The 14,571-nt window shown below is 31.2% G+C and carries 14 protein-coding genes; 8 read left to right on the top strand and 6 right to left on the bottom strand.

What is annotated here, in order from left to right; all coding sequences use genetic code 11:
- The first annotated feature begins 5 nt into the window (after positions 1-5).
- The 5 genes from BQ7358_RS02920 (at position 6) to BQ7358_RS02900 (ending at position 5,269) form a co-directional block, all read left to right on the top strand.
- Positions 6-854, top strand: a complete 849-nt coding sequence (locus BQ7358_RS02920) for an SDR family NAD(P)-dependent oxidoreductase (protein ID WP_062174196.1) — start codon at positions 6-8, stop codon at positions 852-854.
- Between the two features lie 102 nt (positions 855-956).
- Positions 957-2,159 carry an MFS transporter gene (locus BQ7358_RS02915; RefSeq protein WP_062174194.1) on the top strand — a complete coding sequence of 401 codons (1,203 nt, stop codon included), beginning with the start codon at positions 957-959 and terminating at the stop codon, positions 2,157-2,159.
- Between the two features lie 29 nt (positions 2,160-2,188).
- On the top strand, positions 2,189-3,076 hold the full coding sequence (locus BQ7358_RS02910) for a shikimate dehydrogenase (protein WP_197415950.1): 888 nt from the start codon (positions 2,189-2,191) through the stop codon (positions 3,074-3,076).
- Between the two features lie 247 nt (positions 3,077-3,323).
- Positions 3,324-4,076 (top strand): type I 3-dehydroquinate dehydratase, encoded by a 753-nt coding sequence (aroD, locus tag BQ7358_RS02905; RefSeq protein WP_062174192.1) that lies wholly within the window; start codon positions 3,324-3,326, stop codon positions 4,074-4,076.
- Positions 4,077-4,087: 11 nt separating this feature from the next.
- Entirely contained in the window at positions 4,088-5,269 is a 1,182-nt protein-coding gene (locus tag BQ7358_RS02900; protein WP_072520202.1) for an MFS transporter, read from the top strand.
- Between the two features lie 44 nt (positions 5,270-5,313).
- On the opposite strand, the gene tehB is transcribed toward BQ7358_RS02900, so the two are convergent.
- From tehB to trpS, 3 genes are all read right to left on the bottom strand, one after another.
- Positions 5,314-6,177 (bottom strand): SAM-dependent methyltransferase TehB, encoded by an 864-nt coding sequence (gene tehB / locus BQ7358_RS02895; protein WP_062174190.1) that lies wholly within the window; start codon positions 6,175-6,177, stop codon positions 5,314-5,316.
- A gap of 167 nt (positions 6,178-6,344) precedes the next feature.
- Positions 6,345-7,082: a DNA/RNA non-specific endonuclease gene (locus tag BQ7358_RS02890; RefSeq protein WP_062174188.1), complete on the bottom strand. Its 738-nt coding sequence runs from the start codon at positions 7,080-7,082 to the stop codon at positions 6,345-6,347.
- Between the two features lie 54 nt (positions 7,083-7,136).
- Positions 7,137-8,153, bottom strand: coding sequence for a tryptophan--tRNA ligase (trpS, locus tag BQ7358_RS02885; RefSeq protein WP_062174187.1), 1,017 nt, complete (start codon positions 8,151-8,153; stop codon positions 7,137-7,139).
- Between the two features lie 204 nt (positions 8,154-8,357).
- On the opposite strand from trpS, the gene BQ7358_RS02880 reads away from it, so the two are divergent.
- The 3 genes from BQ7358_RS02880 (at position 8,358) to srtB (ending at position 10,913) form a co-directional block, all read left to right on the top strand.
- Positions 8,358-9,347, top strand: coding sequence for a lipoate--protein ligase (locus BQ7358_RS02880; protein WP_062174185.1), 990 nt, complete (start codon positions 8,358-8,360; stop codon positions 9,345-9,347).
- 342 nt (positions 9,348-9,689) lie between these two features.
- A complete protein-coding gene (locus tag BQ7358_RS02875; RefSeq protein WP_062174183.1) occupies positions 9,690-10,010 on the top strand; it encodes a heavy metal-binding domain-containing protein in 321 nt (106 codons plus the stop codon).
- 90 nt (positions 10,011-10,100) lie between these two features.
- On the top strand, positions 10,101-10,913 hold the full coding sequence (gene srtB / locus BQ7358_RS02870) for a class B sortase, LPKTxAVK-specific (protein ID WP_062174180.1): 813 nt from the start codon (positions 10,101-10,103) through the stop codon (positions 10,911-10,913).
- A gap of 800 nt (positions 10,914-11,713) precedes the next feature.
- Here the strand turns inward: srtB and BQ7358_RS02865 are convergent.
- The 3 genes from BQ7358_RS02865 to pcp all read right to left on the bottom strand — a co-directional run bounded on the left by BQ7358_RS02865 (position 11,714) and on the right by pcp (position 14,471).
- Complete coding sequence (locus BQ7358_RS02865; RefSeq protein ID WP_072520201.1) at positions 11,714-13,093, bottom strand: MATE family efflux transporter; 1,380 nt, start codon at positions 13,091-13,093, stop codon at positions 11,714-11,716.
- A 40-nt stretch (positions 13,094-13,133) separates the two neighbouring features.
- On the bottom strand, positions 13,134-13,550 hold the full coding sequence (locus BQ7358_RS02860; protein ID WP_062174176.1) for a MarR family winged helix-turn-helix transcriptional regulator: 417 nt from the start codon (positions 13,548-13,550) through the stop codon (positions 13,134-13,136).
- A gap of 273 nt (positions 13,551-13,823) precedes the next feature.
- On the bottom strand, positions 13,824-14,471 hold the full coding sequence (pcp, locus tag BQ7358_RS02855; protein ID WP_062174173.1) for a pyroglutamyl-peptidase I: 648 nt from the start codon (positions 14,469-14,471) through the stop codon (positions 13,824-13,826).
- Positions 14,472-14,571: the final 100 nt, after the last annotated feature.

Genomic DNA, 14,571 nt, shown 5'->3' with positions numbered 1-14,571 from the left:
AAAAAATGGATAAATGGTTAGGATTAGACGGAAAAGTAGTAGTAACAGGTGCTGTAGGTGGAATGGGTAGAACAATTTGTGAAGAGTTTGCAAAACAAAATGCAAAAATTGTACTGTTAGATTTATTTAAAGATAAAGCTGATGAATATGCTCAATACTTAACAGCTACTTACGATGTAGAAACATTGAGTTTAGCAGTAAATACAACAAAAGAAGATACAGTAGATCACGCAGTAGAAGCTGTTAAAGAAAAATTTGGACGTGTGGATATTTTGGTGAATACAGCAGCGATGTTAAGAGCATGCCCACTGGAAGATTTACCATTAGATGAATGGCGACAAACTATTGATGTTAATTTAACAGGTTACTTCTTAGTGTCACAACGTTTCGGACGTCTTATGATTGAGCAAAAATATGGTAATATGATTCATATTTCAACGATTGCATCAGTATTTCCTGAAACATATAGTGCAGCATACAGCCCAAGTAAAGCCGGGGTAAATATGTTGTCACGTCAAATTGCTGCAGAATGGGGAGAATTTGGAGTACGTAGTAACTGTATTCAACCATGCTTTGTTAAAACTCCATTATCAGAATCATTCTATGCCGATCCTGAAGTAGAAAAAGGTCGTAAAGCATTAACAGCAAACAAACGTATCGGGAACACAATGGACATTGCTAATGCGGTATTGTATTTAGCGAGTGATCGTTCTAATTATACAAACGGTCATGAATTAAGAGTAGAAGGTGGATTCGGCATTATGATGGGTGATCAGACACCGAAACCGGGCGGACGTCGTGAGTTTGCTGTGAAAGAACATGAAGCATATCTAAAAAGAATAAACAAAAAATAAGATATGTCACAAGATAGATAAGTATTGAAATTTTGAAAATAAAACAGTAATAATACTTATCTGTCTGTCATACTATAATTAGAAAATTTATGGAGATAGTGTATGGCGAGTAACAATAATAAAAATTATCTTCCACTTATAGCATTTTTACTAATAAATTATATATTTCAAGGAATGGATCAAATAATTATTTCTCAAAATATGTCAACATTCGAAGAATTTTGGAAGGTTGAGGAGAATAAAGTTGCTTTGGTAATAAGTGCATTAGGTGTTGGTAGAATTATTAGTATAAATTATGCAGGATATTTTTCAGATAGATACGGAAGAAAAAAAGGGGTTTATATAGGTCTAGCCTGTTATCTAATTTTTTACATAGGGCTGTTATTATTCCCAAGTTATATAGCAGCGTTTATCTTAACGATGATAGCGGGTATAGGGAATGCGTTTTTAGACACGGCAACTTATCCGGCTATATCAGATGCTTATAAAGAAGATAGTAGTTCGTTTAATGTCTTTGTTAAGGCAGGTATATCAGGTGGACAATTCATACTACCTTTAATGACGCAATTTGTCTTACTTAGAAATCTATATTTCGGATGGCCGTTTATAATTATTGCTATATGTATAGTATTTAACTTTGTAGTAATTTCCAGAATAAAATTTCCACCGATGTATAAAGAAATAGTAAAAGAAAAAGAGGATCTTGTGCAAAAACCTAAATCAAAAATAAGTATTGAGGGTGTTGCACTTCTAACATTCTCATTTATATCAGCATCATTATTTAATATTTTTATTATATGGATACCGAAATTTGCACAGCAAACTATAAATATTGGAAAATCTCAGAGTTTAACATTTGTAACTATTTATAGCGTTTGTTCAATAATATCAGTATTTGCAACATCATTTATGGTGAAAAAAGGGCTTAATGTTCCGATGTATATGGCATTTTGTTGTATAGTTACAGCATTGGCACAAATTAATATGTTGATAAACACTTCAATAACTTCGATAACTATAGTTAGCTTAGCGGTAGGTTTCTTCGCGGCAGGAGGGATATGGCAATTAGGTGTATCTCTTCTACTGGAATTTTTTCCGGATAATAAGGGGAAATTCACCGGTATGTATTCGCTATCAACATCTATTTCATTAATGGCAACACCTTATTTGACAGGATTAATCGCAAAACAATCAATAAAAACGGTTTTTGCTTATAATATGCTTTTAGGAATTATGGGGATGATTTTATTACTAATAGTAACATATCGCTATAATAAAGTTTTAAAACCGTTAAAAGTAAAATAAAATCTTAAAAAGAAAAAGAGGTAAAGAAAATGACAAAAATTACAGAACGTTTAACAGGACACACATTATTAATCAGTTTAATCGCAACACCAATTAGACACAGTATGTCACCAACAATGCACAACGAAAGTTTTAAAAAACTAGGTTTAGATTATGCTTATCTTGCATTTGAAGTAGGTAATAAAGAATTAAAAGATGCAGTTCAAGGTATTCGTGCTTTAGGTATTCGCGGTTCAAATGTATCAATGCCAAATAAACAAGCGATTATTCCTTATTTGGATGAATTATCTCCGGCAGCAAAATTGGTAGGGGCAGTTAATACGGTAGTTAATAAAGACGGTAAAGGACATTTAGTAGGTCATGTAACAGACGGAACCGGTGCTGTTCGTGCATTAGCGGAAGAAGGTGTGGATATTAAAGACCAAATTATTACTTTAACCGGTTGTGGTGGAGCCGGTACGGCAATAGCAATCCAAACAGCATTGGATGGAGCAAAAGAACTTCGTATCTTTAATATTAAAGATGCTACATTTACTAATGGGGAAGAAACTGTTAAAAAAATTAATGAACATACAAAATGTAAAGCAACACTGACAGATTTGGCAGATCAAACGGCATTTAAACAATCAATCGCAGAAAGCAGTATTTACATTGATGCAACCGGCGTTGGAATGAAACCGTTAGAAAATGAAAAATTAATTGATGATCCGGCGGTAATTCGTCCTGATTTAGTAGTATTTGATGTAGTTTATTCACCGAGAGAAACTAAATTATTAAAATTTGCTAAAGAACATGGGGCTAAAAAAGCGATTAACGGTCTTGGAATGATGATTTACCAAGGTGCAGAAGCATTTAAACTATTCACTGGAGAAGATATGCCTGTAGAACATGTTAAAAGTGTGTTATTCGATGAATAAAAATTAGTTGATAAAAATAATATTATACTTAATTTTTGGGCAATGTTTATAGCGGAGTAATTTAAAATAATTTATACATTTTATTTTTAGAAGTTTTTTCTTAAATCTTAGCTGAAAATATATAAAATCCACCTGTAATAAGAGATAGTGAAAATTTTTTCTCAGCTATGTAACATTGTTAAAAAATAAAAAAGATAAAATTTGTAAGTTATCAGTTTTGGAAATAAATTTTATAAGGAGAAAAATTATGGCTAAACTAACTGTTGGTGATGTAGTTTTTGGAGAAGGACGTCCGAAAATAATAGTGCCTATTGTTGGGAAAAATGAAGAGGAAATACTCGAAGCAGCAAGCAATATTAAAACTATTGATTGTGACTTGGTAGAGTGGCGAATAGATTTTTTTGATAAAGTGGAAGAACAAGGTGAAGTATCCGAACTATCGAAAAAGATAAGAAAAATAATTGACAGACCACTTTTAGTGACGTTTAGAACTAAAAAAGAAGGTGGGGTACTGGAATTATCAGATAATAAATATTTTGAAGTTTATAATGAAGTAGTAGAAAATGGTAATATAGATTTATTAGATGTTGAGTTATTTATGCCTGTTGAAGAAGTATCGGCACTAATAGAAAAAGCACATGTCAATGACGTAAAAATAGTTATGTGTAATCACGATTTTGATAAAACACCGGTGCGTGATGAAATTGTAAATCGTTTAACAGCAATGAGCAAAAAAGGCGCGGATATTTGCAAAATTGCGGTAATGCCAAATAGTAATAAGGACGTTATAACATTATTAGACGCAACACGTATTGCAAAAGAAAAAATTAATCAACCCCTAATTACAATGTCAATGGGGGCATTGGGGATGATTAGTCGTGTTTCAGGAGAAGTATTCGGCTCAACAGCAACATTTGGTGCTGCAAAACAATCATCAGCACCGGGGCAAGTGCCGGTAGCCCAGTTAAGAGAGATGTTGGATACATTAAAATTAAATTAAAGGAGAGAACAATGGTACAAAAAGCAAAAAAACCATTTATTCTTACAGCATTAGCACTGTATTTTACATATTTTATTCATGGTATAGGTGTATCAATTTTAGCACAGTATAAAAGTGATTTGGTAGCCGCATGGGGGGAAAGTAACCTAGGGTTAGTAATTCGTGTCAGTGCCGCACTAGGGTTAGGGCGTCTTATTTCACTGCCGTTTTCAGGTGTTATTTCAGATAAATTTGGACGTAAAACATCGGGATTAATTGGTATAGCCTTTTATGTATTGTATTTTATCGGAGTAGCAACGTCAACTTCAATGTGGATCGCATATGCTTTTGCCGTTATGGGTGGTATTGCTAACTCGTTTTTAGATACATGCGTAACACCGTCAATTTTGGAAATTTTTAAAGAAAAAGGTGCAGTAGCAAATATGTTTACTAAATTCTCAATTTCTATTGGGCAATTAGTATTACCGTTTTGTATTGGGATAGTATCAGGTATGAGTTTGCCGTATACAACACTATTTTATTTGGCAGGTATTTTAATTGCATTGGACGGATTGCTAATTATTTTCTTAAAATTCCCGAAAATGAATGCTGATGCCGGAGAAAAAGCACAAGAAACAAAAATGAAATTTGATTCTACAGCAATCTCATTAATACTAATCGGTCTAACATGTACAGCAACATTCCAACTATGGTTAAATTGCAATCAAGAATTAGGGAAAATGTATGGCTTGGCTAATCCGAGAATGATTCAAACTATGTATGCAGCCGGAACTATCTGTGCGGTATTATTCACAGCGTTGGTAGTATTGAAGAAATTAAAACCTGTTGATGTTTTGGTATTATATCCAACTATTTCATTTATAATGTTGTTAGTTACATACTTCATTAAAACTCCAACTATTTGTTTAGTAGCAGGTTTTGTTATTGGATATGCAGGAGCGGGTGGAGTGTTACAACTTGCGGTATCGACAGCTAATGAATTATTCCCAACAAATAAAGGTAAAATTACCTCAATCGTAATGATTTCATCAAGTGTTGCCAATTATGTAATACTTGAAATTGCGGGGTATATTACAAAAGCAAGTCCGGCTAACGGTCCGGTAAATATTGTTTTATTTAATGCGGGTATAACGTTAATCGGGGTTTTATTGGCGTTGTATGTAAGAAAACAATTCAAATTAAAATTGGCATAATAAAAAGCACTTGGTATGACTTTTCATACTAAGTGCTTTTGCTATTATTTTATTTTTTTTGCTAGCAATGTAGCAAATCTTAGTTTATATCGATTTCCATTAGCATCTGTTTTATGTAGATGCCCAAAATCTTCATTATATTTGATAAGCTCCCAATCTTTATAAAAATCTTTTAATTCGTTTTCTCTAAATGTAAAAGGAAATGGCATAGGAGACGGGGCATCATCTGTAGACATAGCAGAAACGATTAAGTTGTAACCGCCAATATTTGTTTGTTTTTGCATATTATAAATAATACTTTGGATTCTCGTAGGATTAAGAAACATAAAAACAACAGTTGAATAAATAAAATCATACTTATCTCGAATATTAGCTGTATTAATATCGTAGTTAGCTACAATAATATTCAGATTTTCTTCCTGTGAAATATTAGCTAAGTATTGCAAATTTTCAAAGTTTGTGTCAAGGGCGGTTACGTTAAAACCTAGAGAAGACAAAAATAAAGCATTTCTTCCTTGACCAGAACCGAGATCAAGTGCTTTACATTTTGAAATAGTTTGAACAGCTTCTACTATTTCAGAATGTGCAGGATTAAGGTCATATCTATTAGAAAAGTAATCTTTAGGTTCACAATAAAGTTCGAAATAACATTCCAAGTTTTTAGACATCGGTGCTACTCTATACCAAACTTCAGGCTCAATAAAAGGAATATCAGTTTCAGGCGTAAAGATAAATTCTTCTATAATATCACCATGTTCAGTAAGAGAAACAAATTTTAATTTTCCTTTTAGAATAGTTAATTTAGCCCAGATACCGGTACGGGTGTTATGTTTTTCTCTAAACTCTTTAGGAATAGATAAAGCATTCCAGTTAGGTAGCCTTTTATAACAGACAAGATTTTTTTTCATAATTATCTCCTTTAATATAATTCTTTTCTATTATAACATGATACCAACTCAAATAAAATCAAAATTTTGAAATTGATCTTTATATTTATAATTGGTTAAGTGTGGTACTTTTGTTTACAATTCATTTGTAACTATATACATAATTTAAAGAAGGATAACAATAATATTTATTTTGATAAAGTGTATTTCCCGGTTTTATAGTCAATATTTACTCCTTTTTGAAAATTATAAATAAAGACGTTATATCTAATATCGGCACCATTATCTTCAACGGACATAGCTTCCATAATTACACCTTGTGCTACTAAATCATTATCTTTAAATACCGGTGTAACACGATAGCGAACATGTTTTTTTGTTTTTTTAACATATTCAGCGACCTGATTTTCAAAAGGAATCATATTATGATTCATAAATCTTGTTCCTGTCATAAGGTTTTTTTCATTTGCATTTTCTCCGGATAGTTGGAAAGCGATTAAGTGGGAGCGATCATAAACATGTGTGGTTTTGTTAGTTTGCCAGCCACTGGGACGAATATGAGAAATTTCTTCTCGTTTATTTGTAGGCATAAGATCAACACCGATAACAGCGTTGGCTTGTCCAACTCTACCCAGATTATCTAGGTTAGAATAATTTTCGAATGATTTAATAGATAGATCTTCTTTGCTAAAGTAGGGGGTATTGTTATTTAATATTTTATAGCTATTATTATTAGTTGCCTCACTCTCATCAGGTGCATTAAGAGAAGTCATAACTTCTTGGGGAATAGCTCCGGTAGCGGAAAAATCAGTATTTTGTGAGGAATGATTTGACTTATAAGTATGTTTAGCGATAAAAATCGCAATTAAAACAACAAGTATAATTGATATAATAGTAAATAGATTAGTTTTTCTTTTTTTTGCCATATATTCTCCTTTAAAAATAATTAAGAGTGGATGAGCCACTCTTAATAGTTATCGTTATTTTTTAAAATAGTTAATTCCCATCGCATCTTTTACTTCATCAAGTGTAGTTGCTGCCACACGTTCCGCTTTTTCACTACCGACTTTTAACATATTGTATAATTCAGCCTTATCTTTAGCAAATTCTTCACGACGTGAGCGAATAGGTAGTAAAAATTCTTGCATTACTTCATTTAACCTATTTTTCAACTTAACATCACCGAGACCTCCACGGCTGTAATGTTCTTTTAACTCAGCAATTTCATCTTTACGTGGATCAAAAATATCAAGATATTTAAAGACAACGTTTCCTTCTACTTGACCGGGGTCTTCAATGCGAATATGATTAGGATCAGTATACATCTTCATAATTTTTGCTTTAATATTTTTTTCACTATCTCCTAAATAAATACCGTTATTTAGTGATTTACTCATTTTGCCTTGTCCGTCAATTCCAACAAGACGGGCGTGATTTTTTGGAGGTAGCACTATTTCAGGTAAAACAAGTACTTCTTTGTTATATGTTCTATTAAAATCACGGACAATTTCACGGGTTTGTTCAATCATCGGTTTCTGATCTTCACCGACCGGTACATGTGTCGCTTTAAATGCTGTAATATCGGCTGCTTGGCTTACAGGGTAGGTGAAAAATCCTGCCGGAATACTCTCACCGAATTTTTTGTCGCTAATTTCCTGTTTAACAGTCGGATTGCGGTGCAATCTGGAAATAGTAACCAAGTTTAAGTAGTACATATTCAGTTCAGCAAGTTGCGGTATTTGTGATTGGATAAAAATCGTTGTTTTTGTCGGATCTATTCCAACAGCTAAATAATCCAGTGCGACTTCTGTAATGTTCTCAATAACCTTAGTGGGGTTATTGGCATTATCTGTTAAGGCTTGTTGATCTGCAATCATAATAAAAACATTTGTATCATTTTCAGCTTGTAATTTTACACGATTTTGAAGAGAGCCAACGAAGTGACCTAAATGTAACTTTCCGGTTGGTCTATCTCCGGTTAAAATAATTTTTGTCATAATAGCAAACTCCTTTTATTTAATTTATAAATTTCTAAAATAATGTCATAAAAAATATTATTTATAACTAATATCCTTTAAATTATATCATATAATTAAAGTTAAGTGGTTGAAATAAAGAAAAAAAGTGTAATTTTATTTTGAAAAACTCCTTTTTGTTGTATAATGTATAACGAGTAAATAATTTATGTTAGGAGAAAAAATATGATTTATATTGAGTCAAAAAGTAACGATCCACGTTACAATACAGCGTTGGAATTTTATGCTTTTAATGAACTTGCGAAAGAAGATGATGTATTCATGTTATGGATAAATGAACCTTGTATCGTTGTTGGGAAAAACCAAAATACGACGGAAGAAATTAATCAAAAATATTGTGATGAACATGGAATAAAAATAGTTCGCCGTGTAAGCGGTGGAGGTGCAGTGTATCATGATTTGAACAATTTAAACTACACTATTATTTCTAACGGAAGAAGTGGTGAAGAATTTGACTTTAAGTCATTTTCACAACCGGTTATAGATGCTCTGGCTTCAATGGGAGTAAAAGCAGAATTTACCGGACGTAACGATCTTGAAATAGATGGACGAAAGTTTTGTGGAAATGCACAATATATACGTTCCGGAAGAATTATGCACCATGGATGTCTATTATTTGATGTGGATACGACCGTTTTAGCAAATGCCCTTAAAGTATCAAAAGATAAAATTGAATCAAAAGGTATTAAATCTGTTCGTTCAAGAGTAACAAATATTAAAGAACATTTACCAAATCAAGAAATGGCAGTTCAGGATTTTGAAAAAGCGCTTAAGAATTATATGAATGAAAAATATGATATGGTAGATTTTATACCGACTGAAGAAGATGAGAAAGCAATAGCAAAAATTCAAGATGAAAAAAATAATTCTTGGGATTGGGTATATGGAAAAAATCCGGATTTTAATATTAAACGTAACAGAAGATTAAAAACAGGAAAAATAGAAGCTAATATAATGGTTGAACATGGTATCATCACCAGTATTAAGTTTTTTGGAGATTTTTTCGGTGTGATGGATGTAGAAGACATTGCTGAAAAATTGATAGGAATAAAATATAACAAGGAAGCTGTAAAAAAAGCACTGGAACAAGTAGATATTAATTCTTACTTTTTAGGTGCGACACTAGAAGAAGTAGTTGATATTTTAGTAGATTAAAAAGTATATATTATTTTACAAATATTCTAACATTGCCATTAGACTTGTTGCTGTTCTTAGTGGTGGAATACTGGCTTCACCTGAGATTATAAGCTCAGGTGAACCTTAAGAAATCCACTGCGTAGCAGTTAGTTCTTAAGGTTGCCACACCACTATAGAATCAGCAACAAATAATATTTTGTATATAAATATATACATTATTTTATCAATTTGATAAATCTAATGAGCAAAATAAAGTATATAACAAGAACATGAATTTCAAGAAATGTGATGATAATGAAATTCGCAATTATTAAAATATTATGTATAATTTTTAAACTATAAATAAGGAGGATTATAATCATGATTATAACAACAACACCTAATGTTCCGGGAATGGAGATAGTAGAATATAGAGGTTTCGCTACTGGGGAAGTAGTTGCAGGGATTAATTTTTTACGGGACATGGGAGCAGGCTTACGTAACTTTTTTGGCGGACGTAGTCAAGGTTATGAAGAAGAAATTATTCAAGCACGAAAAGAGGCATTGATAGAATTACAAGAACGTGCCGCTAATATGGGAGCAAATGCTGTGATTGGTATAAGAGTAGACTTTGACACACTTGGTCAAGGCGGGACTATGTTATTAGTTACTGCTACCGGTACAGCGGTGGTAGTTCGCTAAAATAATAGAAAAATAATAAAAAATAGTTTATAATATGTGTAACAAAACGTATATATAGTAAAATTTTTTATAAAAGAAAGGATTTAAATAATGAAAAAAGTATTTAACATTAAGAAGTTATTTGCTATCTTATTGTTAGTATTTACTTTAGTAGTCACAGCTGTAGTGGTGACCGAGTATAATAAAAAAAGCAACTCAAATTCTCCTTCATCAAATACAACAACTACAACTGCAGGGTATAAAGTAAGTCAAGAGGAAAAAGATTATTTAAATAAGCGTTTTTCAGAATTATCAAAAGTAAATAATGAAACAGTAGCATATATATATGCACCGGGAACTGAGTTAGATGAACCTGTTGTGCAAACAAATGATAATGAAACATATTTGAATAAAACATTTGAAGGTGGAAATGTACCATATTTAGGAACTGTGTTTATGGATATGGACAATAAAAAGGACTTTAGTGATAGGCTGACGTGGTTATTCGGACATGCTCGTGGTAGTAAAGTAGGGGATCATAGAATGTTTAATGATGTTAATTTTTACGACAAGCAAGATTATATGAATAAACATAAATATGTGGTTGTAGAAACACCGGAACGTAAGTATTACTACGAAGCGGCATTTTTAACTATTGTACCGGAAACAACGTCATTTTATCGTTTAGACTTTGAAAATGATAATGATTTTTTAAAGCAATTAACAGATGTTAAAAAAGATGCTAAGACTAAAAATGATAATGTGGTATTAAAAGGTAATGATAAGTATCTTGTATTATCAACGTGCCGTGAAGAAGATGAAACAATTCGTTCTAATCTTTACTTACGTTTAATTCCGGATGAAGAAATGAATGATTTCTTGGCAGAACATAAAGATGAATTAAAATATGTAGCGACAAGATAATAAATAATAAAAACAATCTATTGATGAAAATCGATAGGTTGTTTTTTTCTTGACTTAGATAATAGCGATTTATACAGAATGCAATATTAGAAATGAAAAATAGATTATATGTTATTATGTTTTATTCAAAAATTCAATTTGATAATATGACAATAGGACATATACAAACTGTATTGATAAATGATACACATATTTTAGCAACTGGAGTATATAATTTATTTTGGAGTTTGTTTTTAAATATATTACTGTTTGTTTCATATTTGGTTATACTATTTTAACTAACGTGAAGTTATTCCTTATCAGTATATTAATGCTTCCATTTTTAATAATTATATATTTGTTTATTGGAAAAAAATAGAAGCAATAACTAATTGTTTACAAGAAAATAAAGATGAAAGTACGATGTTGTTATATGAGAACTTTTCTACTTCAAGGATTTTAAAGGTAAATGATATGATGAAATTTAGATTTTTTAAAATTATAAATATATTAACTAAATCGTCAAAAAAACTAAATTCAGAATTAAGAGAAAGCAATAAATGTTTTACTATTATAGAAAGGGAGGTATTAAGTTGATAATGAAAAGAAAAACCTATATAACCATATAGATTGTTATAAAAAATTTAAGGAATTTACATAGTTTATTTCATGTGGTCAATTTTTTGTTAATACTAGGAGTTATATTTTATTAATAGTTACTTTTACTTTCTAAGTTAAGCGAATATTTAATAAATTCAATAAGAGCAACTCTAAAAATCATTTTTAAAAATCAATTTAAGGGCTGCTCTTATTAGGTTATTTTATACTTCTACTATATTATTTTTTGGCATCAATCTAAATTCTCTTATCAAGAAGAATACCGACACACTAAATGCACAAATATCAGTTATCGGTGTTGCATAGATAATTCCTTCAATGCCGAATGTATGAGACAGTATAAATAACATTGGTAGAAGAATAATTATTTGTTTAGTTAATGCTATAGTCACCCCGATTTTTGGTTTTCCGATAGCGGCAAAAAATGTTGAACTGGAAATTTGAATACCGTTAATAAAAGTAAATAGTAAGAAAAATCTCATATACTTAACGGCAAATTCAAAGTACAGTTCGTTACCGTTACCAAAAGCGGCAACAATTTGTTTAGGAAATATTTCAAATATTGCAAAGAACACTACAGAAATAATTATTGCATATTTCATCATATAATTCATTGTTTCCCTAACTCTGTCATATTTTTTAGCACCATAGTTAAACCCAAAAATAGGTTGAGCACCTTGAACAAGACCGATAACGATAGCGATAAAAATAATGTTAATTTTAGCGACAATACCGGCAACAGCGATAGGTATATCATTTCCATAAACAGATTCTTTACCATAAATATTTAGTAAATTATTTGTTACTATTTGAATAATCATATTAGATCCTTGGAAGACAAAAGAAGTCATTCCAAGTGAAATAGAAATTTTTAGCAATGATATTTGAGGAATGAAATCCTTTTTCTCAAATTTAACGCTCTTAAATCTAGGAAAGTAAAATATTAAAATCATAGCTGATAAAAATTGACTAATTACTGTTGCCCAAGCAGAACCGGCAATCCCCCACTTGAAACCGAAAATAAATATTGGGTTTAAAATGGTATTAAGGATAGCGCCGAAAACAATAGCAATCATTGAATATTTTGGACTGTTATCCGAACGAACAATAGGGTTTGTACTTATAGAAATAAGTAGAAACGGTATCCCAAGTGATGAAATACCGGCAAATGTTTTGGCATAACTAAGTATTTCATCTGTTGAACCAAATACGTACATTAACGGTTCTAAAAAGATATGAACTAAAATAGTAAGTATTATCCCGATAATAAATAATGACATTACAGATGTCCCGACAACTGATTTTGCCTTGTCGGGATTTCCGCGTCCAAGTTCCAAATTGAAGTTAGCGGCAGCACCAATTCCAATCATAAGACCTACAGCAAGGCAAATAGTAGTAATAGGGAAGGCGACATTTGTAGCTGCGTTACCTAGATAGCCGACCCCTTGTCCTATAAAAATTTGATCAATAATGCTGTAAAGTGCGTTAATTATGTTAGCTGTAATTGCAGGCCATGCAAAAGATATGAGTAGTTTTTTTACCGGCTTTATTCCGAGCGGGTTTTGTGTCATAGATTGTGGCATAAAAATCTCCTTTTAAAATTCTAATTGTGGTAGTAATGTTTTACGCATCTGATGTTATTTTATTCATTAGTTTATACAATGTAGAAATTTCATCATTTGTTAAATTTTTTAGTGCATGTTGTTCACTTTTGATGATAATATTTTCATTATTAAGAATAAATTCCTTACCTTTATCTGTTAAGAATAATGTATAAGATCTGCGATCTACAATTCCTCGTTTACGTTCAACATAGTTTTTTTGTTCAAGAACATCAATGTGGCGTCCTATTACATTTCTATCTTTTTTATTAATTTGGGCAAGTTGTGCTTGAGTTGACCCTTCATTTTCAGCAATAAAAATAAGGGTGATAAAGTTACCGTAAGTAATACCAATCTCAGTTAGGAGATCTTTAGGATAGTTTCGAATAATTTCCAATGCACCTATAAACTGATGACTTAGCGTGTCTTTAAGTAGCATAATAATTCTCCTTAAAATAATATACTCTATATATTATATACCTGATATATCATTTGTCAATAGAAACATAATAAATCAAAAAGATAAAAAAGGAAATAATGCCAAAAATATGATTTTAAGAAATCAAATTTTGTTAATACCTCCTATCGTAAAATTTACCGGGTATTCAGAATAGTTTTGTAAAGTAAATTTGGACATTGAAAAATTACTAACCGAAATTAAATACGTATTTTTATTAAAAATTGAGATTTTAAGCGAGTTTTTTGGGTATTATTAACTTTCCCTACCGCCGGTTACAGAAATATCATCTTTTTTATAGTATTTTACAGCTGTTTTTATTATTGACACCAGTGATTTTACAATGGTATTCAGTTCCATAAATGGCATATCAGGTTTATCCGCTATTTGTTCTTTTATATAAGGAATGTGAACAAAACCGGCGGAAAAAGGGATATTTTCCTTTTCGGAAAAATACAAAGCATCGTACATAATATGATTGCAAACAAATGTTCCTGCCGTATTGGAAATATCAGCAGGGATATTCTCTTTTTTTAAATTTTCCACAATTACTTTTATCGGGAGAGTGGAGAAATAAGCGTTTTTTCCGTCATTACGAATGGGTGTATCAATGGGTGCGTAGCCATCGTTATCCGATATACGGGCATCATCAATATTAATGGCGATGCGTTCTAGTGAAATATTTTTTCTACCACCGGCTTGACCAACACAAATAACAATATGTGGTTTAAAATTTTCGATTTCCTTTTTTAATAATAAACTACTACGTTTAAACGCCGTAGGGAGTATGATTTTTTTAATTGTTATATTATTAATAGAATTGGGTAGAGATTGAACCGCAAGTTCGGACGGATTTATATTTTCGTTATCAAACGGTTCAAATCCTGTAATTAATACTTTCATAAAATTTTCTCCTAATAAAGTTTTTATTATCTATTATAAAATAATTTTTTCTTTTTGATAAGTTGTAAAATAAAGAATTCACATTTTTGATACATATATT

This window comes from Gemella massiliensis (assembly GCF_900120125.1).
Lineage (GTDB): Bacteria > Bacillota > Bacilli > Staphylococcales > Gemellaceae > Gemella > Gemella massiliensis.
Note: the sequence above shows the minus strand (reverse complement) of the source record. Positions and strands in the feature narration are given on the sequence as shown.

Excerpts from the sequence above, each read along its gene's own strand:
- pcp (WP_062174173.1), bottom strand. The coding sequence starts at position 14,471 with ATGAAAGTATTAATTACAGGATTTGAACCGTTTGATAACGAAAATATA.
- aroD (WP_062174192.1), top strand. The coding sequence starts at position 3,324 with ATGGCTAAACTAACTGTTGGTGATGTAGTTTTTGGAGAAGGACGTCCG.
- BQ7358_RS02865 (WP_072520201.1), bottom strand. The coding sequence starts at position 13,093 with ATGCCACAATCTATGACACAAAACCCGCTCGGAATAAAGCCGGTAAAA.
- BQ7358_RS02900 (WP_072520202.1), top strand. The coding sequence starts at position 4,088 with ATGGTACAAAAAGCAAAAAAACCATTTATTCTTACAGCATTAGCACTG.
- tehB (WP_062174190.1), bottom strand. The coding sequence starts at position 6,177 with ATGAAAAAAAATCTTGTCTGTTATAAAAGGCTACCTAACTGGAATGCT.
- BQ7358_RS02875 (WP_062174183.1), top strand. The coding sequence starts at position 9,690 with ATGATTATAACAACAACACCTAATGTTCCGGGAATGGAGATAGTAGAA.
- BQ7358_RS02920 (WP_062174196.1), top strand. The coding sequence starts at position 6 with ATGGATAAATGGTTAGGATTAGACGGAAAAGTAGTAGTAACAGGTGCT.
- trpS (WP_062174187.1), bottom strand. The coding sequence starts at position 8,153 with ATGACAAAAATTATTTTAACCGGAGATAGACCAACCGGAAAGTTACAT.
- BQ7358_RS02890 (WP_062174188.1), bottom strand. The coding sequence starts at position 7,082 with ATGGCAAAAAAAAGAAAAACTAATCTATTTACTATTATATCAATTATA.
- BQ7358_RS02860 (WP_062174176.1), bottom strand. The coding sequence starts at position 13,550 with ATGCTACTTAAAGACACGCTAAGTCATCAGTTTATAGGTGCATTGGAA.
- BQ7358_RS02910 (WP_197415950.1), top strand. The coding sequence starts at position 2,189 with ATGACAAAAATTACAGAACGTTTAACAGGACACACATTATTAATCAGT.
- BQ7358_RS02880 (WP_062174185.1), top strand. The coding sequence starts at position 8,358 with ATGATTTATATTGAGTCAAAAAGTAACGATCCACGTTACAATACAGCG.
- BQ7358_RS02915 (WP_062174194.1), top strand. The coding sequence starts at position 957 with ATGGCGAGTAACAATAATAAAAATTATCTTCCACTTATAGCATTTTTA.
- srtB (WP_062174180.1), top strand. The coding sequence starts at position 10,101 with ATGAAAAAAGTATTTAACATTAAGAAGTTATTTGCTATCTTATTGTTA.